Below are 17,843 nucleotides of genomic sequence, written 5' to 3'. Positions count from 1 at the left end.
CTCCGGCCCCACTACTAGAAGAACAGGATCCGCCCCATGGCCGCCTACGAAATCCTGATTGCCGATGACCACCCCCTGTTTCGCAGCGCCCTGCACCAAGCCCTGACCCTCGGGCTCGGCCCAGAAGTGCGCCTGGTGGAGGCGGCGAGCATCGCCGAACTGGAAGGCCGGCTGGGCGAGAAGGCCGATTGGGACCTGGTGCTGCTGGACCTGAACATGCCCGGCGCCTATGGCTTCTCCGGCCTGGTGCTGCTGCGCGGGCAGTACCCGCAGATTCCCGTGGTGATGATCTCCGCGCAGGAAGAGGCGGCGGTCGTCGCGCGCGCCCGCGAGTTCGGTGCCAGCGGCTTCATCCCCAAGTCCAGCCCGCTGGAGACCATCCAGCAGGCGGTGCGCTTGGTCCTCGACGGCGACACCTGGTGGCCGCCGCAGCTGCAGGACGTGGCCAGCGTCTCCGCCGAAGCCAAGGCCGCCAGCGCCGGTCTGGCCAGCCTCACGCCGCAGCAGTTCCGCGTGCTGACCATGGTCTGCGAGGGCCTGCTGAACAAGCAGATCGCCTACGAGCTGAACGTCTCCGAGGCGACCATCAAGGCCCACGTCACCGCGATCTTCCGCAAGCTCGGCGTGCGCACGCGCACCCAGGCGGCGCTGCTGCTGCAACATATGGAATCCATTCCCGGCAGCTAAGTGCCGGAAATTCATGCTTTTTTGACGCCGGACAGGCTAGCCTGCGGCGAATTCTTCGACTGAGTAGTTGCGTGCTATGTCGCCCTTCAAAGGCCAGACCGGCCTCAAACGTATCCTTAATGCTGGCGGTTACTCGATGGCCGGCCTGCGCGCCGCGTTCACCGGCGAAGCCGCCTTTCGCCAGCTGGTGCTGCTGAACATCGTGCTGATCCCGCTGGCTTTCTACTTCCCGGTGAGTCGCGGCGAGCGCGCGGTGATGATCGGCGTGTGCCTGCTGGCGCTGATCGTCGAGCTGCTCAACTCGGCCATCGAGGCGGCCATCGACCGGATTTCCCTGGATCGCCATCCGCTGTCGAAGAACGCCAAGGACATGGGCAGCGCCGCGCAGTTCGTCGCCCTCAGCCTGATCGTCGCGGTGTGGGCGACCATCCTGCTCGGCTGAGTCAGGCGATGGGCGGCAGCACGATGTCGTCGCTACGCTGCACGCCGCCGGTGAGTTCGCGGCACAGCTCGAGGAACTCGCGCATGGCGGCGGTCTGGTACTTCTGTTTGTGCCAGATGAAGTAGAACTGCCGGGTCAGGTCCAGCTCCGGGGTTTCCACGGCCACCAGGCTGCCGCGGCGGAACGCGTCGCGCAGCGCCAGGCGCGAGATGCAGCCGATGCCGAGGCCCGACTCCACGGCGCGCTTGATTGCCTCGGTGTGCTCCAGCTCGAGGCGGATGTTCAGCGCGGTGCGGTGGTGGCGCATGGCGTGGTCGAAGGTCAGTCGCGTACCGGAGCCCTGTTCGCGGAGAATCCACGCCTCGCGGGTCAGCTCGTCGAGCGTCGCGCCGCCACGCTGTGCCAGCGGGTGCTGCGGGGCGCAGAACACCACCAGCTCGTCCTCGACCCACGGCTGCACTTCGATTTCCGGGTGCTGGCAATCGCCTTCGATTAGACCCAGATCAAGTTCGTAGTGGGCGATCTGTTGGACGATATTCGCGGTGTTCTGCACATGCAGGCGCACCCGGCATTCCGGGTGACGCTGCATGAAACTGCCGATCAGCAGGGTGGCGAGGTAGTTGCCAACGGTCAGCGTGGCGCCGACCGCCAACGAGCCGAAACCGCTCTTGCCGATCAGCAGGCGTTCGATCTCCTTGGCCTGATCGAGCAGGGCGACCGCCTGCGGCAGCAGCTGATGGCCGAGCGAGTTGAGGCTCAGGCGCTTGCCGGCGCGGTCGAATAGCAGGCAGTCGGACTGCCGCTCCAGTTCGGTCAACGAGGTGCTGGCGGCCGACTGGGAGAGCGACAAGGATTCGGCGGCACGCGACACGCTGCCCTGCTGGGCGACCGCGACGAACACCTGAAGCTGTCTGAGTGTAAATCGCATATCGATATAACCGATAACCTATATCTTAATAATCCACTTAACAGATATTGTGCCTGCCACTAGAATCCCGCGCCATTACCCTTAGCGGGTGCAGGTCTTTATTTCTGAGGAAGCCAGCATGAGCAACATGAACGTCGAGCGCGTGCTCAGCGTCCACCACTGGAACGATACCCTGTTCAGCTTCAAGTGCACCCGCGACCCGGGCCTGCGCTTCGAGAACGGGCAGTTCGTGATGATCGGCCTGCAGCAGCCCAACGGTCGCCCGCTGATGCGCGCCTACTCGATCGCCAGCCCGAACTGGGAAGAGAACCTGGAGTTCTTCAGCATCAAGGTGCCGGACGGTCCGCTGACCTCGCAGTTGCAGCACCTCAAGGAAGGCGACGAGATCCTCATCAGCAAGAAGCCTACCGGCACCCTGGTGCTTGATGACCTCAACCCCGGCAAGCACCTGTACCTGCTCAGCACCGGTACTGGCCTGGCGCCGTTCATGAGCGTCATTCAGGACCCGGAAACCTACGAGCGCTTCGAAAAGGTGATTCTGGTCCACGGCGTGCGCTACGTGAACGAAGTCGCCTACCGCGAATTCATCACCGAGCACCTGCCGCAGAACGAATTCTTCGGCGAAGAGCTGAAGAACAAGCTGATCTACTACCCGACCGTGACCCGCGAGCCGTTCGAGAATCAGGGTCGTCTCACCGACCTGATGCGCAGCGGCAAGCTGTTCGAGGACATCGGCCTGCCGCCGATCAACCCGCAGGACGACCGCGCGATGATCTGCGGCAGCCCGAGCATGCTCGACGAGACCAGCGAAGTGCTCGACAGCTTCGGCCTGAAGATATCCGCGCGCATGCGCGAGCCGGGTGACTACCTGATCGAGCGGGCCTTCGTCGAGAAGTAAGCCGCCGAGCTGTATACAAAAAAGCCCGCCTCCTGGCGGGCTTTTTCGTTTCCGCTTGCCTAGGCCGGCATACTGAAGCGCTGGCCGGAAATCGCCGGGTGGTACAGCGGCTGGATCTTGTTGCCGGCCGGATCGAGCAAGTGGAAGCTCCAGGCGCCGTCGCCATGGGCGAAGGGGCGGTCGAGGAGGGTCACCCCGCGCTCGCTCAGATACGCGTACCAGGCGTGCAGCTCGTCCACGCTGTCCACCACGAAGCCGTAGTGATCGACCACCGGCACGCCGCTGCTCTCGACGAACGCGCGCCCCAGCGAGAGGTTGTCGTTGCCGCAGGTCAGGTACACCAGGTCCTCGTTGGCGCGGTTGAGCACCTGCATGCCGAGCACCTCGGTGTAGAAGCGCTCGCAGGCCTCCAGATTAGGGACCAGCAGGGCGAGGTGGCGCAGGCCATTGAGCCGGGCAGGGCGTTCGAGCATGATGCGCACTCCAGTTTGTATACAATATTTCACGAATATAGGACAAAAGGAGCTTTCCGTGTACTGCTTGCTGCTCAAGACCCGTCTGCACCCCGGCAGCCGCGAGGCCTTTCTCGACGCGATGCGTGTCAACGCCGCGGCTTCGGTGCGCGACGAGCCGGGCTGTCTGGTGTTCGACGTGCTGCAGGACCGCAGCGACCCGCTGCTGATCTGGCTGTACGAGGTGTATGTCGACGAGGCGGCGTTCGAGGCGCATATGCGCACTGCGCATTTCCTCGCCAGTCGGCCGCTGGTCGAGCCGCTGATCCTCGCCCAGGACGCCATCGAGGCCGACGGCCTGCTGTTCAACCCGGCGCGCTGAGGTTCAGGCGGCGACTACCTCGAGTACGCGGATGCGGCTCGGCTCGGGGTAATGCCAGCGCACCTCGACGTCCCACAGGCGCACGCCGTACTGACGCGTGGCGCCCGGCTGCTGGTAGGCGGGGCGCGGGTCCTGCGCCAGGCATTGGTCGATCAGCGCCACCAGCGGTTCGCCGAGGCGCGCGGCGTGCTCGGTGGCCTGTGCCAGCGCCGGGTCGCTCCAGTCCACGGCAATCAGCGGCGGGGCGTCCTCGGCGATGCTGTTGCGCGCCGCGCTGACGCTGTCGGCGTAGGGCACGTAGGGTTTGATATCCAGCACCGGGGTGCCGTCGAGCAGGTCAATGCCGGACAGCCACAGGCGCCCGGGTTCGACCTTGTCGAGTCGCACCACCGACTGACCAATGCCGTTGGGGCGGTGCGTCGCGCGGGTGGCGAACACGCCCATGGATTGGTTGCCGCCCAGGCGTGGCGGGCGCACCTTCAGGCGCGGCTTGTCTTCCAGAGCCTGGTGGAAGAGAAACAGCAGCCAGACGTGGCTGACTTGCTCCAGACCCTCGATGGCTTCTGCACGGTCGAACGGCGCGACCAGTTCCAGCACGCCACGCGCGGCCGGAGCCAGTTGCGGCTGGCGCGGGATGGCGAACTTCTCCTTGAAGCAGGAGCGGACGAAACCGATGGGCGTGACACTGTAGGACATGGGGCGGGCCGGCGCAGGAAAGGCGCCCATGATAGCCGACCTGCCGCGACTGGCGGAGGGCGTCCACCCCGGCGGGCCAGCCGCCGGGGCGCCACGCGGGCCGCGCAGGGGGTCAGGCGGCGAAGCCGCCGTCGATCGGGATCACCGCGCCGGTCATGTAGGCGCCGGCGGTGCTGGCCAGGCTGATCGCCAGGGCCGACATCTCGTCCTCACGTCCCCAGCGGCGCAGTGGGATGTGCGCGCAGTCCTCGGCCATCGCCGCGGCATCCTCGGTGATATGCCGGGTCATCTTGCTCGGGAAGCGTCCCGGGGCGATGACGTTGACGTTGATGTGCTGGCTGGCCAGCTCGCGGGCGAGGCCGCGCGACAGGTGATGCAGCGCCGCCTTGCTCGGCCCGTAGGCATAGGCTTCCTCGCCGAGCGAGGAAATCCCCGCGACCGAGCCGATGTTGATGATGCGCGCCGGGCTGTCGGCGTTGCCGGCCTTGCGCAGTAGCGGCAGCAGTTGCTGGATGCAGCTGAACACCGAGGTGACGTTGAGCTGCATGCACTTCTCCCAGCCGGCGACCGGGTAGCTTTCCAGCGGCGCGCCCCAGGTGGTGCCGGCGTTGTTGACCAGGATGTCGAGCTGGCCGATCTCGCCGCTCAGCTGTGCGGCGAGCGCCTGCACGCCGGCTTCGCTGGCCAGGTTGGCGGCGATGCCGTGGCATTCGCCCAGCGCGCTCAGCTCGGCCGCGGTGGCGGCGCAGGCCTCGGCATCGCGGGCGCAGACGTACACCCGCGCGCCGGCCTCGACGAAGCCCTTGGCGATCATCTTGCCGATGCCGCGGGTGCCGCCGGTGACCAGGGCGGTGCGGCCCTGAAGGGAGAAGTAGGGGTGCATGGCGAGTCCTCGTGACGTTGGGATGGCGATACCCTAAACGTCTGTCGGTCTCGCGGGTCGCATTATCGCGTTGCGGAATGCCCGATCATGCGGCGCCGTGACGTGTGTGGTTCAGCCGCGCACGCGCTGGGTCAGGCCCTTGAGGAAGTTGCGCAGCAGCTGGTCGCCGCACACGCGGTAGTTGTGGTGGCCGGGCTTGCGGAACAGCGCGCTCAGCTCCGGGCGCGACACCGGCAGATCGACCGCCTGGAGCAGGCCGAGGATGTCGTCCTCCTTCAGCTCGAAGGCGACACGCAGCTTCTTCAGCACCAGGTTGTTGGTCAGCGGCAGCTCGATCGCCGGTGCCGGGCGGCTCTCATCCTTGCCGCGCAGGTGGAGGATCAGGCCGTCGAGGAAGTGCGCCAGCGCCTCGTCGTCGCACGGCGCGAAACCGGCTTCGTCGTCCTTCTTCAGGTAGGCGGTGATCTCCGCCGGGGTGACTTCGTAATTGGTCAGCTGGAGGATTTCGCCGAGCTTGGCGTCGCTGATGTCGAGCATGTAGCGCACGCTGCGCAGTACATCGTTGTTGAGCATGGTGGTGTCCTGAAAGAAAAGGGGCGGCGGGATGGCCGGCGTGAGGGGGCGGCGGTCGTCAGAAGCGCTCGCCGGCGGCCAGGTAGCGCCACTGCCCGGCGGGCAGCTTGCCCATCGGCACGCCACCGATGCGAATGCGCTTCATGCTGAGCACCTTGAGGCCGACCGCTTCGCACATGGCGACGATCTGCACCGGCTGCGGGTTCTTCAGCGGGAAGCGCAGGTGGGTTTCGTTCTGCCAGCTGACCTTGGCCGGCGGTAGCTCCTGGCCCTTGATACGCAGGCCGCGACGCATGCGTTCCAGGCCATCGGCGGCAATGGTGCCCGCCACCTCGACCACGTACTCCTGCTCCAGCTTGGCGGCGTCGTCGGTCAGCTTGCGCCGGGTGCGCCAGTCCTGGGTGAACACCAGCAGGCCACTGGCCTGGCGCTGTAGCGGCAGGGCGCTGCTCAGGTGGGTGAAATGGCCTTTGAGCGGGCGGATATCGGTCTGGTCGTCGGCCCAGCGGCTGGCCGCGCTGAGCAGGGTCACCGCATTGGCCTCCATGTCGGCTGGCAGGTTGAGCAGCAGGGTTACCGAGGCCAGCGGGGCAGGGCTGGCATTCGGCAGCAGCGCCACCTTGTGCTCCAGCACCTTGAACTGCGGCTCGTCGATCACCACGCCGTTGACCGTCACCCAGCCGCCTTCGATGTACAGCTCGGCCTCGCGGCGCGAGCAACCGGTGAGTTCGATGACGCGCTTGGACAGGCGGATGGGCTCGGACATGGGGACACCGGACAGGGTAAGGGCTGCCATTGTAACCCCAGGCGGGTAGCGGGCCGGGGAAGAAACGCGGCGCGGTGTGGCGAAGTCGCGACGAGCGCTCAGGCGTGGGGCTGCGGCGTCTCGTTGTTCGGCGTGAATGCGCTGGCGCGCTGCGCCTCGAGCGGGCGGATTTCGTAGCTCAGCCCGCAGGCCAGGCAGGGGTTCTCCGCCGCCAGCGCCGCGGCGTCTGCCAGGCTGGCGGCGCGGATGAACCAGTAGCCGCCGATGATTTCCTTGGTCTCGGCGAACGGTCCGTCGGTGATGCTGTGCCGCGACACCAGCTTGCCCTCGCGTGCCAGACGCTGCCCGGCCCGCATCCGCCCGGCGTCGACCAGGCGGTCGTGCCAGACGTAGAACGCATCGATGGCCTGCTGGATCTCCTCGAGGGTCTTGTCCCTGTCCCACTGGCCGCGGGAGATCACCAGGTATTCCGAGAGGGTGTGCGGCTGGGTCATGGTTACCTCCGGCGGCGCGGCAAACGGGCGAATGGACTGTCAGGGTAGGCCCGATTGGCGCGGCGCACCGCGATTAGCGCGCCTGCAACGCCGGCTCCCAGTTGCGCACCTGGGGCGGCATCTCGGCGAAGGCGACGTCCAGGAAGGTCGTCGGCGCCAGGGTGCGCGCGCCATGCTTGAACTTCATCTTGACCAGCACCTCGGCGGCTGTGCTGCCGCGCACCTGCAGGGTATGGGCGAAATACGCGCACTTGGCGTCGGCGTAGAGCAGGCGCGTCTCAACGCGCACCCGGCTGAACAGCGGCACCGGCCGCAGAAATCGGACCTGCTGGGCGACGTTGACGAAGCCCGCACCGCTGCGCAGCACGGCGAAGAACTGGCCGACCTTGAGCAGGTAGTCGATTTGCGCGGTCTCGGCGAACTGCAGGTACTTGTCGCTCTTCAGCACGCGGATGCCCGCGTCGAACGGGGTGACCCAGAAACGCGTCAGCACCGCCTGATCAGCGGTCTGACTGCCATAACGAAGCAGGCCGAGGACAAAGGCGAGAAGGTTGCGCAGCAGTCCGGACATTGGCGATTCCTTTCGTGAGATGCGCAACGTTCACACTGAAGGGGCGGTGAAGGCAAATCGGGCGCCAAACCGGGATGGCCGCTGCGCGCTTGCCGTCCTGCAGGTGGCCGGACACGCAGCGCTTGTCCGGGCCCGCCGACTTAGAAGGTAATGCGCACCGACGCGGCGCTGCGCCTGGCCTCGCCGTGGTACACCGCTTCGATATTGTTGCCGTTCGGATCGAGCACGAAGGCCGCGTAGTAGCCGGGGTGATACTGCGCGCGCTCTCCCGGTGCGCCGTTGTCCCGTCCGCCGCTGGCCAATGCGGCCTTGTAGAACGACTCGACCATCGCCCGGCTCTCCGCCTGGAACGCGAGATGCTGGCGACCGGTCAGCTCTCCCTGCGCGGCTTCGCTTGCGGAGGTAGAGACAAACAATTCGTCGGCCCAGAAGTAGTCGTCGGCAGTGCCGCCGATGGGAATGTTCAGGCTGGTAAAGATGCCGGTGTAGAAGCGTCGTGCGGCGGCCAGGTCGCGTACCACCAGTTGAATGTGGTCGATCAGGCGGCCGCGGTGCAGTTCCTGCGTTTCCATTCCGTCCTCCTTTGGCTTAGGTAGCTACGAAATCAGGGGTGTCGGTGGGTGGACGGCTGCAGGCGTGGCAGAGTTCCATCGGTTTGACGCAGACACGGCCGGCGGCGTCCAGGCGAGGGTTGGCCGTTTACGTGGATGACCTGCTCAGTTGGGCGTCGAGCCGCCTCGCTCGGCGAAATGTTGTGCCAGCCACTGCTCGCAGATGGCCCACAGACGCGGCGCGCCATTCCGGATCGCCGGGCCGTAGCGCTGAATGACCTGCTCGTACGACACGCCGCTTTCAACCCATGTGCCGCCGCCGGTGAACACATTGACCAGGAGCGGCTGAAAGCGATCAAGCGCCTTGGCGAACTGCGCATCGGCGCTTTCTGCGTGCTCGAATTCGAGCCACAACGCCATGAAGTCGTCACGCTGGGCATCCGGCAGCAGGCCGAACAGACGCGCCGCGGCTTGGGTTTCCAACGCGGACTGTTCCGCGTGCGAACCGCCACTGTGCAGCGGCGTGTCGCCGACGTCGATTTCGACTACGTCATGCAGCAACAGCATCTGGATGACTCGGCCGGCGTTCACTTGCTCCGCCGCATACGCCGACAGCAGCCAGGCGTACATCGCCAAATGCCAGGAGTGCTCGGCTGAGTTCTCCTTGCGGCTTCGATCGAGCAAAGGCGATTGGCGGACTACTCCCTTGAGCCGGTCAATCTCCCTGAGAAACAGCAACTGCTGAGACAAATCGTCTCGTTCCATGGTCTTTCTGCCTAACGATTGAGCTAAAGGGCGGCGGCGCACGGTGTTGACGAGGCTTGCGCGATGGCCGCTGCCAGACGGTTGAGTGACTTTATCAGCCTGCAGCTGCTTGGCATTGCCGTTTGCCGAGCTGGCATCCAGGCCTGCGAAGCATGTCGGGGAGGCAGGGCGGTGGAAATCGGCATAAAAAAGCCCTGCACGTGGGCAGGGCTTTTTGTTTTCTGGGTTCCAGCGGACTGGGGGCTAGGTCAGACCGGCTCGGCCCACAGGTCGTATTCGTCGGCGTCGGTGATGCGCACGCGGATCTTGTCGCCGGGCTTCACATCGGTGGCGTCGACGAACACGCTGCCGTCGATTTCCGGGGCGTCGGCCCAGGAGCGGGCGACCGCGCCTTGCTCGTCGACTTCGTCGATCAGCACTTCGAGTTCCTGGCCGATCTTGCGCTGCAGGCGGGCGGCGCTGATCGCTTGCTGGTGGGCCATGAAGCGCTCCCAGCGTTCCTGCTTGACGTCATCCGGCACTTCCTCGAGGCCCAGATCGTTGGCCGGGGCGCCTTCCACCGGGCTGTACTGGAAGCAGCCGACGCGGTCGAGTTGGGCTTCGGTCAGCCAGTCGAGCAGGTAGAGGAAGTCTTCTTCGGTCTCGCCGGGGAAGCCGACGATGAAGGTCGAGCGGATGGTCAGCTCGGGGCAGATTTCGCGCCAGGCCTTGATGCGCGCCAGGGTCTTGTCTTCGAAGGCCGGGCGTTTCATGGCCTTGAGGACTTTCGGGCTGGCGTGCTGGAAGGGGATGTCGAGGTACGGCAGCAGCTTGCCGGCGGCCATCAGCGGGATCACGTCGTCGACGTTCGGGTATGGGTAGACATAGTGCAGGCGCACCCATACGCCCATGCTCGACAGCGCTTCGCACAGCTCTTTCATACGCGTCTTGACCGGCTGGCCGTTCCAGAAGTCGGTCTTGTACTTGAGGTCGACGCCGTAGGCGCTGGTGTCCTGGGAGATCACCAGCAATTCCTTGACGCCGGCCTTGACCAGGCGCTCGGCCTCGCCGAGCACGTCGCCGACCGGGCGGCTGACCAGCTTGCCGCGCATGGACGGGATGATGCAGAAGCTGCAGCTGTGGTTGCAGCCTTCGGAAATCTTCAGGTAGGCGTAGTGGCGCGGGGTCAGCTTGACGCCCTGCGGCGGCACCAGGTCGATCAGCGGATTGTGCTCGGTCTTCGGCGGCACCACTTCGTGCACCGCATTGACCACCTGCTCGTACTGCTGCGGGCCGGTGACGGCCAGCACGCTGGGGTGCACGTTGCGGATGTTGCCTTCTTCCACGCCCATGCAGCCGGTGACGATGACCTTGCCGTTCTCGGCGATCGCTTCACCGATCACGTCCAGCGATTCGGCCTTGGCGCTGTCGATAAAGCCGCAGGTGTTGACCACCACGACGTCGGCGTCCTGGTAGGTGCCGACGACTTCGTACCCCTCCATGCGCAGTTGGGTGAGGATACGTTCGGAGTCGACCAGGGCTTTCGGGCATCCGAGGCTGACGAAACCGACTTTCGGCGTGGCGGGAGTGGACATGGCGGCTAACCTCGAAGGGCGCTCACGAGGCGCCTCTGATCAAAAAGTGCGCAATTCTAGCGGCAGGTCGCGACCTTGACCAGCCTCTTTCTGGCGCCGTGCAGGCCACCCTGCGGCGAAGGGTAATTGTAGGTAAGAGCTTCTATATTGACTCAGGCCAAGCCGTGTTCACTCTTGTCTTGTTGATCGGAGCGGAGCAGGATGCGCCCACTTTTTTCCGAGGGATGCCCGCATATGTCCGATGCTGCTGCAGGGAACGCTGACCACCACGACACGCATTCACGCTCGGCGATGGGAATGCTCGTGGCGGCCGTCGGGGTGGTCTACGGCGACATCGGCACCAGCCCGCTGTACACCCTCAAGGAAGTGTTCATGGGTGGCTACGGTGTGTCGATCAACCACGACGGCGTGCTCGGCGTGCTGTCGCTGATCTTCTGGTCGCTGCTCTGGGTGGTGTCGCTCAAGTACGTGATCTTCGTCCTGCGCGCCGACAACGGCGGCGAGGGCGGGGTGATGGCACTGACCACCCTGGCGCTGCGCGCGGCCTTGCCGCATCCCAAACTGCGCGCTGTGCTGGTGATCTTTGGCCTGATCGGCGCAGCGCTGTTCTATGGCGACAGCATGATTACCCCGGCGATTTCCGTGCTGTCGGCCGTCGAGGGCCTGGAGATCGCCTTCGACGGCCTGGAGCACTGGGTGGTGCCGCTGGCGCTGATCGTGCTGGTGGCCCTGTTCCTTATCCAAAAACACGGCACGGCGCGGATCGGCACGCTGTTCGGCCCGGTGATGGTGGTCTGGTTCCTGGTCCTTGGCGCGCTCGGCCTGTATGGCATCTGGCAGCACCCGGAAGTGCTCAAGGCGATGAACCCGGCGTGGGCGGTCAACTTCTTCATCGCCCATCCGGGCATCGGCGTGGCGATTCTCGGCGCGGTGGTGCTGGCGCTGACCGGCGCCGAGGCGCTGTATGCCGACATGGGCCACTTCGGCCGCCAGCCGATTGCCCGTGCCTGGTTCATCCTGGTCCTGCCGGCGCTGGTGCTGAACTACTTTGGCCAGGGCGCGATGATCCTCTTCAACCCCGAAGCGGCGCGCAACCCGTTCTACCTGCTGGCGCCGGGCTGGGCGCTGCTGCCGCTGGTCGGGCTGGCCACGCTGGCCACGGTGATCGCCTCGCAGGCGGTGATTTCCGGGGCGTTCTCGCTGACCCAGCAAGCCATCCAGCTCGGCTATGTGCCGCGCATGTTCATCCAGCACACCTCGAGCCATGAGCAGGGGCAGATCTACATCGCCGGGGTCAACTGGGCGCTGATGGTCGCCGTGGTGCTGCTGGTGCTCGGTTTCGAATCCTCCGGCGCGCTGGCCTCGGCCTATGGCGTGGCGGTGACCGGCACCATGCTGTGCACCACGGTGCTGCTCAGCGTGGTGATGCTGCTGCTGTGGCGCTGGTCGCCGTGGCTGGCGATACCGCTGATGCTCAGTTTCCTCGCGGTGGACAGCCTGTTCTTCGCCGCCAACCTGCCCAAGGTGGTGCAGGGTGGGGCCTTCCCGGTGCTGGCCGGCGCGGCGTTGTTCGTGCTGATGACTACCTGGAAGCGCGGTCGGCAGTTGCTGGTCGACCGCCTCGACGAGAGCGCGCTGCCCCTCTCGCTGTTCATCGCCAGCCTGCGCTCTGATCCGCCGCACCGGGTGCGCGGCACCGCGGTGTTCCTCTCCGCGCGGCCCGACGTGGTGCCCCACGCGCTGTTGCACAACCTGCTGCACAACCAGGTGCTGCATGAGCAGGTGGTGCTGCTCACGGTGATCAGCGAGGACACGCCGCGCATTGCCCCGGATCGGCGTTTCGAGGTGGAGGCCTACGGCGACGGGTTCTTCCGCGTGCTGCTGCACTTCGGCTTCGTCGAGGAACCGGACGTCCCCGGCGCCTTGAAGCTGTGCCACCTCAACGAGCTGGATTTCAGCCCGATGCGCACCACCTACTTCCTCAGCCGCGAGACGGTGATTCCGTCCAAGCGCATCGGCATGGCGCGCTGGCGCGAGAACCTGTTCGCCTTCCTGCTGAAGAACGCCAACGGCAACCTGCGCTACTTCAACCTCCCCTTGAATCGGGTGATCGAGCTGGGTACCCAGGTCGAGATCTGACCCGGCGGTGCCGGCATCGCGGATAAATCCGCTCCTACCAAAGCGGCCTCCCAGGCCCTTGGAGGAGCGAATTTATTCGCGATCGGAGCGGGGCGAGAAGCTCCCTTGTTACTAACCGCGTCCCGGCAACATCCGCGTCAGGGTGTTGTCGTGGCTGACGAAATGATGGAACAGCGCCGCGCCCGCATGCAGGCCGATCAGCCAATAGCCGACGGTGCCGGCGGTTTCGTGGATTTCCTTGATCTGCTTGGCCAGGTCGGGGTTCTTGCCGATCAGCGCCGGCAGCTCCAGACCCCAGAACGGAATCGGCTTGCCGGCCGCGCTGAGGATCAGCCAGCCGGCGAGCGGCGCGCCGATCATCAGGCCGTACAGGGCCAGGTGCATCAGCTTGGCGAGCAGGTTCTGCCAGGCCGGAATGGCCGGCTCGATGCGCGGCGTGGGGCTGAGCAGGCGGCCGAGAATGCGCAGCCAGACCAGCGCGAACACCGACAGGCCGAGCATGAAGTGCCACTGCTTGAGCAACTCACGGGTTTCGCTGCCCTTGGGGAAGTTGCCCTTGAGCTCGATGCAGGCGTACAGCCCGGCAATCAGCACCAGCATCAGCCAGTGCAGGGCAATCGAAAGACGTCCGTAGCGGGACGGGGAAGTGGTCAGGCTCATCACGGCTCCTTGCGGTAGTCCCGCTCGACATGGCGGGTTGGAAAGGCGACGTGATCAGCTTAACCGCTCGTGGCGCTGGCGTGTCCTACGGTGCGGCACCCTGACGCTGCTGCACGGCTTTCAGCAGGCGCTCGGCGAGGGCCGGGTAATTCTCGTCGAAATGATGGCCGCCGGGCAGCTCCAGGCGTTCGCCCACCGCGCCGGGCTGTGTGCAGCCGCTTTCCGCAGCCTCTTCCTTGCCGTACACGCAGAGCACCTTGGCGGCAGGCAGCTTGGCCAATTCCGGGCCTGTGGCGGCTTCCGCGCCGGCCTTGCCCAGCCAGCCCTCGACCTCGATCTCGAAGCTGCCGCTGCGCGCCAGGGCGATCAGCAGCAGCGCATCGACCTGCTGCTGGTCCTTGGCCTGCAGGTGGTTGTAGATCGCCGGCAGCACATCGGCGCCGAAGGAGTAGCCGGTCAGCACGAAGCGCTTGGCGCCCCACTGGTCGCGGTACCGCTGCATCAGCTTGGCCAGGTCCTGGGCGCTCTGCTCCGGGCTCTTGTGCTGCCAGTAGTAGCGCAGCGCATCGATGCCGACCACCGGATAGCCGCGCTTGGCCATCTGCTCGGCGACGTCGCGGTCCAGGTCGCGCCAGCCGCCGTCGCCGGAGTAGAACAGGGTGACCGTCTCACTGGCCTGCGCCGCGGGCACCTCGACCACCGGCATGCTGTCGTCGTCGCCCTGCAGCAGGTGGCGCAGCTGGGCGTAGAGTACTTCGGTGAGCGGCGTGTCGTAGTCGCTGATGATGGTTTCCGCGTTGCTCTGCTCGCGGGCGAAGCGCGCGCTGGCGTCGGTCGGGTTGTCGTTCCAGGCCGCCAGCCAGTGGCCATGCGCGGCCTTGTTCGGCAGCGGCGTGGCGCACTTGTCGGCGTCGAGGTCGAACGCCACCGACAGCGCGTGAGCCTTGTCGTCGTTCTGCCCGGCCAGCCAGCGCCAGGCCAGGTTGGCACCCGAGCCGATCCCGGCGAGCGCCGTGGGCGCCGCGCCGAGCTGTTCCAGCACCGCGTGCAGGCGCGCCTGCTGCGCAGCGCAGTCGGCGTCGGCGACTAGGAAGAACTGCACCAGGCGCGCCTGGCCGTCCTGGCTCAGCGCCAACAGCTGCGCATCGCTCAGCGATTGCTCATCCGGTACCGCGATGACCACCTGATGGCGCGCCTGGCCCTTCGGGGTGACCAGGGTCAACGGGCTGCCATCGGCCAGCTGCCGGTGCTCAACCCGCGGCTGGCCGGGGCTGCGGCTCCACAGCAGCAGGGCGATGCCGATCAGCAGCAGCGCGGCGGTGGCCAGGGTATGGCGCCAGTAACGTTTCAACATCAGCGTTTCACCAGTCCGGTCAGGCCGCCGGCGATCAGCGCGGCGGTATCGGCGAGGGCCACCAGCGGGTCGAGGCCCGCCGGCACGGCCATGTAGCGCGGCTCCCAGTCCGGCTGGAACTTGTCCTTGAAGCGACGCAGGCCCTGGAAGTTGTAGAGCTGCTCGCCGCGGCGGAACACCAGCGAGCCGAGGCGCTGAGTCAGCGGCGCGCCGCGTCGCGGCTGCAGGCCGGACAGCGGCACCATGCCGAGACTGAAGCGCTTATAGCCCTCGCCCTTGAAGTGCAGGATCAGGCCGAGCATGAGGAACTCCATGGTCAGCTTCGGCGCGTCCGGCGCGGAGCGCATCAGGTCGAGGCTGGCCAATTCCTGGCTGCCGGTTTCCAGCAGGTTGGCGAAGGCCACCACGCGGCCCTGGAAGCGCACCACGGCAATGCGGAAGTGGCGCAGGTAGTCAGGGCTGAAGCGGCCGAGGGAGAAGCCTTTCTCGCGCACGTTCTTGCCCAGCAGCCAGGCGTCGGAGATTGGCTGCAGTTCGTCCAGCGGTGCTTCGCCGGCCGGGTAGATGTGCATTTCGAGACCATCGCGCTGGCCGCGGTTCCAGGTGTAGCGCAGGTCCTTCATCTCCTTGCCCTTGGCCTCGAGGTCGAAGCGCGGCAGGTCGACGCGCGCCTCTTCGCCGAGCTTGATCGCGGTCAGGCCGATGTCCATGTAGAACGGCAGGCTTTCCGCGCGCACCTGGTAGAACACCGGGCGGGCGTGGTGCAGGTCGCAGAGGTCGCGGAACTGCCAGATCAGCTCGGCGCGCTGGCGGGGCGGGCCGATCGGGTCGAACAGCGCGACCATGCTGCGTCCGCGCCGTGCATACATCAGGTAGGCGTCGTCACCCTGCTCGCCGGGGTGGAACAGCAGCGCCTTGTCGCCGGTCAGGGCCAGGCCGCCGTCCGGTTGGTCGGAGCTTTTCAGGATGCCGGCGGCGCGCGCCAGTTCGCTGTCATCCGGCTGGCGAATCACCGGCGGTGCGGTGCGCAGCAACCAGGCCAGCGCCAGCACGGCGAGCAGTAGCGCGCTGCCGAGGGCGGCACGCAGGGCGCGCGGTGCCTCGGCATCCAGCGCGAACTGCCACCACAGTTCGTGCTCGTAGGGCACGTCCTGGTAGGCGAATAGCAGCAACCATATCGACGCGGCGACCACCGAGGCGCTGGCGACCAGGTACAGCCAGGAGAACGGCAGCTCGAGCAGGCGGCTGGGCCGGTAGAAAGAGCGACGGAACAGCGCGAGTAGGCTGGCGGTGAGGGTCAGCAGGCTGGCTTCTTCCCAGTCGAACCCCTTGAGCAGCGAGAGCAGGGCACCGATCAAGAGCAGCACCAGGGTCAGCGCCCAGGCGGCGGAGAGGCGGCGGCGCAGGCCTTGGGCGAGCAGCAGGCAGAGCACGCCGATCAGGCTGGCGCCGAGGTGCGAGGCGTCGATCAACCGGTGCGGAATCAGAAAGCCCATGTGTTCGAGGCGCGTGTCGATCTCCGGGGTCGCCCCGGAGAACAGCAGCACCACCCCGGAAATGAACACCAGCAGGGCCAGCACTGGCGCGCCGAGGCCAGAGGCGGCGCGCACCGTCTGGCTGGACACCAGGCGACGGGCTTCCACACCGAGCAGCACCAGGCAGGCGACCAGCAGTGGCAACACCACGTAGATCAGCCGATACAGCAGCAGCGCAGCGGCCAGTGGCGCGGCATCAATCTGTCCGCTGAAGGCAGCGAGGATCACCGCCTCGAACACCCCGACGCCGCCGGGCACGTGGCTGAGCACGCCGGCCGCCAGGGCCAACAGGTAGACCAGCAGGAAGGCCGCGAATGGTGGCGCTTCCGGCAGCAACAGGTAGAGCACGGTGGCCGCCGCGCAGACATCCAGCGCGGTGATCAGCAACTGCAGCGCGGTCAGACGCCAGCCTGGCAGGCGCAGCGTGCTGCGGCCGAACTGCACCAGCAGGTTCTGCGCCATCGGCTGCTCGGGCAGGCGGTGGCGCTGGATCAGCACGGCCAGCGCGGCATAACCGAGCAGCACGGCGCCGGCCACTCCGGCCAGCAGCGTGGACGACAGGTGCAGCGCGGCTGCGGCGCCGGAGAGGTTGCTGAGCAAGGCCAGGGCGGCGAGCAAGGGCAGCGCGCAGCCCAGTGACAGGCTGGCGAACAGCGACATCTGCGCCACCTCGCCGGCGCCCAGGCCACTGCGGCTGTACAGGCGATAGCGCACCGAGCCGCCAGAGAGCAGCGACAGGCCGACTGCGTTGCCGATCGCGAAGGCGCTGAAGCCACCAAGCGCCAGGGCGCCAGGACGCAGCTGCACATCGGCGTAGCGGCTGGCCGACCATTCGTAGCCGAGCAGCACAATAAAGCCGACCACGGTCGCCGCCAGGGCGCCGAACAGCGCACTCAGCGGTACGGCGAGCAACGCTTCGCGCAGCGCCGCGGGGTCGAGCTCATCGAGCAGGTGGCGACAGGCGACCAAGGCCATGACGAACAGCAGCAGGCCGAGTGCCAGGCTGAGCGGCTGTCGATAGGCGCTGATACGGTCGAGCCAGCGCAGGCGGCTGGGGTGAACGGGGGAAGCTGGAGCCTGGTGCGGAGCGGGCGAAGGGGCGCGCATGGGAACCCTCATTGGTAGTGCGCCACTGAGTGGGGGCGAGGCGCTAGGTTACCAAGGGGCGGCACGATATTTCTTTGATTTGCCGGTGGCCTCGGCAGCGCTCCGTGAGAAGGCTAGCCGAGGCGGCCGCGGGCGTCCCGTTGTGGAGTGAAAAGCCCAGAACGCAAAAAGCCCCGATTGCGTAAGCAATCGGGGCTTTAAATTGGTTGCGGGAGCTGGATTTGAACCAACGACCTTCGGGTTATGAGCCCGACGAGCTACCAGACTGCTCCATCCCGCGCCGGCCATTCTACTCAGCAAAGCGAGCCTGTCAATCGCTGATTTGTTTTTCTGATCAAAGGCTTAACGCGAGCCAAAACAAAAAGGCCACTCCGAAGAGTGGCCTT

Annotated in this window: 19 protein-coding genes and 1 tRNA gene; 5 read left to right on the top strand and 15 right to left on the bottom strand. The window is 66.3% G+C overall.

Features of this window, described 5'->3' with window-relative positions; all coding sequences use genetic code 11:
* The first annotated feature begins 36 nt into the window (after positions 1-36).
* Both erdR and JQX08_RS03740 read left to right on the top strand, forming a co-directional pair.
* Positions 37-687, top strand: coding sequence for a response regulator transcription factor ErdR (gene erdR, locus JQX08_RS03745; RefSeq protein ID WP_204914814.1), 651 nt, complete (start codon positions 37-39; stop codon positions 685-687).
* A 76-nt stretch (positions 688-763) separates the two neighbouring features.
* Positions 764-1,129 (top strand): diacylglycerol kinase, encoded by a 366-nt coding sequence (locus tag JQX08_RS03740; protein WP_204914813.1) that lies wholly within the window; start codon positions 764-766, stop codon positions 1,127-1,129.
* Between the two features lies 1 nt (position 1,130).
* Here JQX08_RS03740 and JQX08_RS03735 read toward each other — a convergent pair whose 3' ends face one another.
* A complete protein-coding gene (locus tag JQX08_RS03735; protein ID WP_204914811.1) occupies positions 1,131-2,057 on the bottom strand; it encodes a LysR family transcriptional regulator in 927 nt (308 codons plus the stop codon).
* A gap of 118 nt (positions 2,058-2,175) precedes the next feature.
* Between JQX08_RS03735 and fpr the strand changes: the two genes are divergently transcribed.
* The gene (fpr, locus tag JQX08_RS03730) at positions 2,176-2,955 is read left to right on the top strand and encodes a ferredoxin-NADP reductase (RefSeq protein WP_204914810.1); all 780 of its coding nucleotides are present in this window, start codon (positions 2,176-2,178) and stop codon (positions 2,953-2,955) included.
* A gap of 59 nt (positions 2,956-3,014) precedes the next feature.
* Here fpr and JQX08_RS03725 read toward each other — a convergent pair whose 3' ends face one another.
* The gene (locus tag JQX08_RS03725) at positions 3,015-3,428 is read right to left on the bottom strand and encodes a VOC family protein (RefSeq protein ID WP_204914809.1); all 414 of its coding nucleotides are present in this window, start codon (positions 3,426-3,428) and stop codon (positions 3,015-3,017) included.
* 58 nt (positions 3,429-3,486) lie between these two features.
* Between JQX08_RS03725 and JQX08_RS03720 the strand changes: the two genes are divergently transcribed.
* Positions 3,487-3,789, top strand: coding sequence for an antibiotic biosynthesis monooxygenase (locus tag JQX08_RS03720; RefSeq protein WP_204914808.1), 303 nt, complete (start codon positions 3,487-3,489; stop codon positions 3,787-3,789).
* A gap of 3 nt (positions 3,790-3,792) precedes the next feature.
* On the opposite strand, the gene tsaA is transcribed toward JQX08_RS03720, so the two are convergent.
* The 9 genes from tsaA to rimO form a co-directional block, all read right to left on the bottom strand.
* Entirely contained in the window at positions 3,793-4,485 is a 693-nt protein-coding gene (tsaA, locus tag JQX08_RS03715) for a tRNA (N6-threonylcarbamoyladenosine(37)-N6)-methyltransferase TrmO (RefSeq protein WP_204914807.1), read from the bottom strand.
* 112 nt (positions 4,486-4,597) lie between these two features.
* Positions 4,598-5,368 carry an SDR family oxidoreductase gene (locus JQX08_RS03710; protein ID WP_204914806.1) on the bottom strand — a complete coding sequence of 257 codons (771 nt, stop codon included), beginning with the start codon at positions 5,366-5,368 and terminating at the stop codon, positions 4,598-4,600.
* A 111-nt stretch (positions 5,369-5,479) separates the two neighbouring features.
* Positions 5,480-5,941 carry a YehS family protein gene (locus JQX08_RS03705; protein ID WP_204914805.1) on the bottom strand — a complete coding sequence of 154 codons (462 nt, stop codon included), beginning with the start codon at positions 5,939-5,941 and terminating at the stop codon, positions 5,480-5,482.
* Positions 5,942-5,999: 58 nt separating this feature from the next.
* Positions 6,000-6,707, bottom strand: a complete 708-nt coding sequence (locus tag JQX08_RS03700; protein WP_204914804.1) for an rRNA pseudouridine synthase — start codon at positions 6,705-6,707, stop codon at positions 6,000-6,002.
* Positions 6,708-6,805: 98 nt separating this feature from the next.
* Positions 6,806-7,201 (bottom strand): YciI family protein, encoded by a 396-nt coding sequence (locus JQX08_RS03695; RefSeq protein ID WP_204914802.1) that lies wholly within the window; start codon positions 7,199-7,201, stop codon positions 6,806-6,808.
* 73 nt (positions 7,202-7,274) lie between these two features.
* Positions 7,275-7,772 (bottom strand): thioesterase family protein, encoded by a 498-nt coding sequence (locus tag JQX08_RS03690; protein ID WP_204914801.1) that lies wholly within the window; start codon positions 7,770-7,772, stop codon positions 7,275-7,277.
* 140 nt (positions 7,773-7,912) lie between these two features.
* Entirely contained in the window at positions 7,913-8,344 is a 432-nt protein-coding gene (locus JQX08_RS03685) for a VOC family protein (RefSeq protein WP_204914800.1), read from the bottom strand.
* Positions 8,345-8,488: 144 nt separating this feature from the next.
* Positions 8,489-9,088: an HD domain-containing protein gene (locus tag JQX08_RS03680; protein ID WP_204914799.1), complete on the bottom strand. Its 600-nt coding sequence runs from the start codon at positions 9,086-9,088 to the stop codon at positions 8,489-8,491.
* Positions 9,089-9,336: 248 nt separating this feature from the next.
* Positions 9,337-10,662, bottom strand: a complete 1,326-nt coding sequence (gene rimO, locus JQX08_RS03675; protein WP_204914798.1) for a 30S ribosomal protein S12 methylthiotransferase RimO — start codon at positions 10,660-10,662, stop codon at positions 9,337-9,339.
* A 234-nt stretch (positions 10,663-10,896) separates the two neighbouring features.
* Between rimO and JQX08_RS03670 the strand changes: the two genes are divergently transcribed.
* Complete coding sequence (locus tag JQX08_RS03670) at positions 10,897-12,801, top strand: potassium transporter Kup (protein WP_204914797.1); 1,905 nt, start codon at positions 10,897-10,899, stop codon at positions 12,799-12,801.
* Between the two features lie 111 nt (positions 12,802-12,912).
* On the opposite strand, the gene JQX08_RS03665 is transcribed toward JQX08_RS03670, so the two are convergent.
* The 4 genes from JQX08_RS03665 to JQX08_RS03650 all read right to left on the bottom strand — a co-directional run bounded on the left by JQX08_RS03665 (position 12,913) and on the right by JQX08_RS03650 (position 17,737).
* The gene (locus JQX08_RS03665; protein WP_204914796.1) at positions 12,913-13,461 is read right to left on the bottom strand and encodes a cytochrome b; all 549 of its coding nucleotides are present in this window, start codon (positions 13,459-13,461) and stop codon (positions 12,913-12,915) included.
* A gap of 85 nt (positions 13,462-13,546) precedes the next feature.
* Entirely contained in the window at positions 13,547-14,815 is a 1,269-nt protein-coding gene (locus JQX08_RS03660) for a virulence factor family protein (protein WP_204914795.1), read from the bottom strand.
* Complete coding sequence (mprF, locus tag JQX08_RS03655; RefSeq protein ID WP_204914790.1) at positions 14,815-17,457, bottom strand: bifunctional lysylphosphatidylglycerol flippase/synthetase MprF; 2,643 nt, start codon at positions 17,455-17,457, stop codon at positions 14,815-14,817. Before mprF ends, JQX08_RS03660 begins: the two co-directional genes overlap by 1 nt.
* A gap of 203 nt (positions 17,458-17,660) precedes the next feature.
* A tRNA-Met gene (locus tag JQX08_RS03650) sits at positions 17,661-17,737 on the bottom strand.
* Positions 17,738-17,843 lie beyond the last annotated feature (106 nt).

Source organism: Zestomonas insulae (genome assembly GCF_016901015.1).
In the GTDB taxonomy this organism is placed as follows: Bacteria; Pseudomonadota; Gammaproteobacteria; order Pseudomonadales; family Pseudomonadaceae; genus Aquipseudomonas; species Aquipseudomonas insulae.
Note: the sequence above shows the minus strand (reverse complement) of the source record. Positions and strands in the feature narration are given on the sequence as shown.

Excerpts from the sequence above, each read along its gene's own strand:
- JQX08_RS03690 (WP_204914801.1), bottom strand. The coding sequence starts at position 7,772 with ATGTCCGGACTGCTGCGCAACCTTCTCGCCTTTGTCCTCGGCCTGCTT.
- JQX08_RS03725 (WP_204914809.1), bottom strand. The coding sequence starts at position 3,428 with ATGCTCGAACGCCCTGCCCGGCTCAATGGCCTGCGCCACCTCGCCCTG.
- JQX08_RS03680 (WP_204914799.1), bottom strand. The coding sequence starts at position 9,088 with ATGGAACGAGACGATTTGTCTCAGCAGTTGCTGTTTCTCAGGGAGATT.
- JQX08_RS03700 (WP_204914804.1), bottom strand. The coding sequence starts at position 6,707 with ATGTCCGAGCCCATCCGCCTGTCCAAGCGCGTCATCGAACTCACCGGT.
- tsaA (WP_204914807.1), bottom strand. The coding sequence starts at position 4,485 with ATGTCCTACAGTGTCACGCCCATCGGTTTCGTCCGCTCCTGCTTCAAG.
- JQX08_RS03740 (WP_204914813.1), top strand. The coding sequence starts at position 764 with ATGTCGCCCTTCAAAGGCCAGACCGGCCTCAAACGTATCCTTAATGCT.
- rimO (WP_204914798.1), bottom strand. The coding sequence starts at position 10,662 with ATGTCCACTCCCGCCACGCCGAAAGTCGGTTTCGTCAGCCTCGGATGC.
- erdR (WP_204914814.1), top strand. The coding sequence starts at position 37 with ATGGCCGCCTACGAAATCCTGATTGCCGATGACCACCCCCTGTTTCGC.
- JQX08_RS03705 (WP_204914805.1), bottom strand. The coding sequence starts at position 5,941 with ATGCTCAACAACGATGTACTGCGCAGCGTGCGCTACATGCTCGACATC.
- JQX08_RS03665 (WP_204914796.1), bottom strand. The coding sequence starts at position 13,461 with ATGAGCCTGACCACTTCCCCGTCCCGCTACGGACGTCTTTCGATTGCC.
- JQX08_RS03685 (WP_204914800.1), bottom strand. The coding sequence starts at position 8,344 with ATGGAAACGCAGGAACTGCACCGCGGCCGCCTGATCGACCACATTCAA.
- mprF (WP_204914790.1), bottom strand. The coding sequence starts at position 17,457 with ATGCGCGCCCCTTCGCCCGCTCCGCACCAGGCTCCAGCTTCCCCCGTT.
- JQX08_RS03735 (WP_204914811.1), bottom strand. The coding sequence starts at position 2,057 with ATGCGATTTACACTCAGACAGCTTCAGGTGTTCGTCGCGGTCGCCCAG.
- JQX08_RS03695 (WP_204914802.1), bottom strand. The coding sequence starts at position 7,201 with ATGACCCAGCCGCACACCCTCTCGGAATACCTGGTGATCTCCCGCGGC.
- fpr (WP_204914810.1), top strand. The coding sequence starts at position 2,176 with ATGAGCAACATGAACGTCGAGCGCGTGCTCAGCGTCCACCACTGGAAC.
- JQX08_RS03710 (WP_204914806.1), bottom strand. The coding sequence starts at position 5,368 with ATGCACCCCTACTTCTCCCTTCAGGGCCGCACCGCCCTGGTCACCGGC.
- JQX08_RS03660 (WP_204914795.1), bottom strand. The coding sequence starts at position 14,815 with ATGTTGAAACGTTACTGGCGCCATACCCTGGCCACCGCCGCGCTGCTG.
- JQX08_RS03670 (WP_204914797.1), top strand. The coding sequence starts at position 10,897 with ATGTCCGATGCTGCTGCAGGGAACGCTGACCACCACGACACGCATTCA.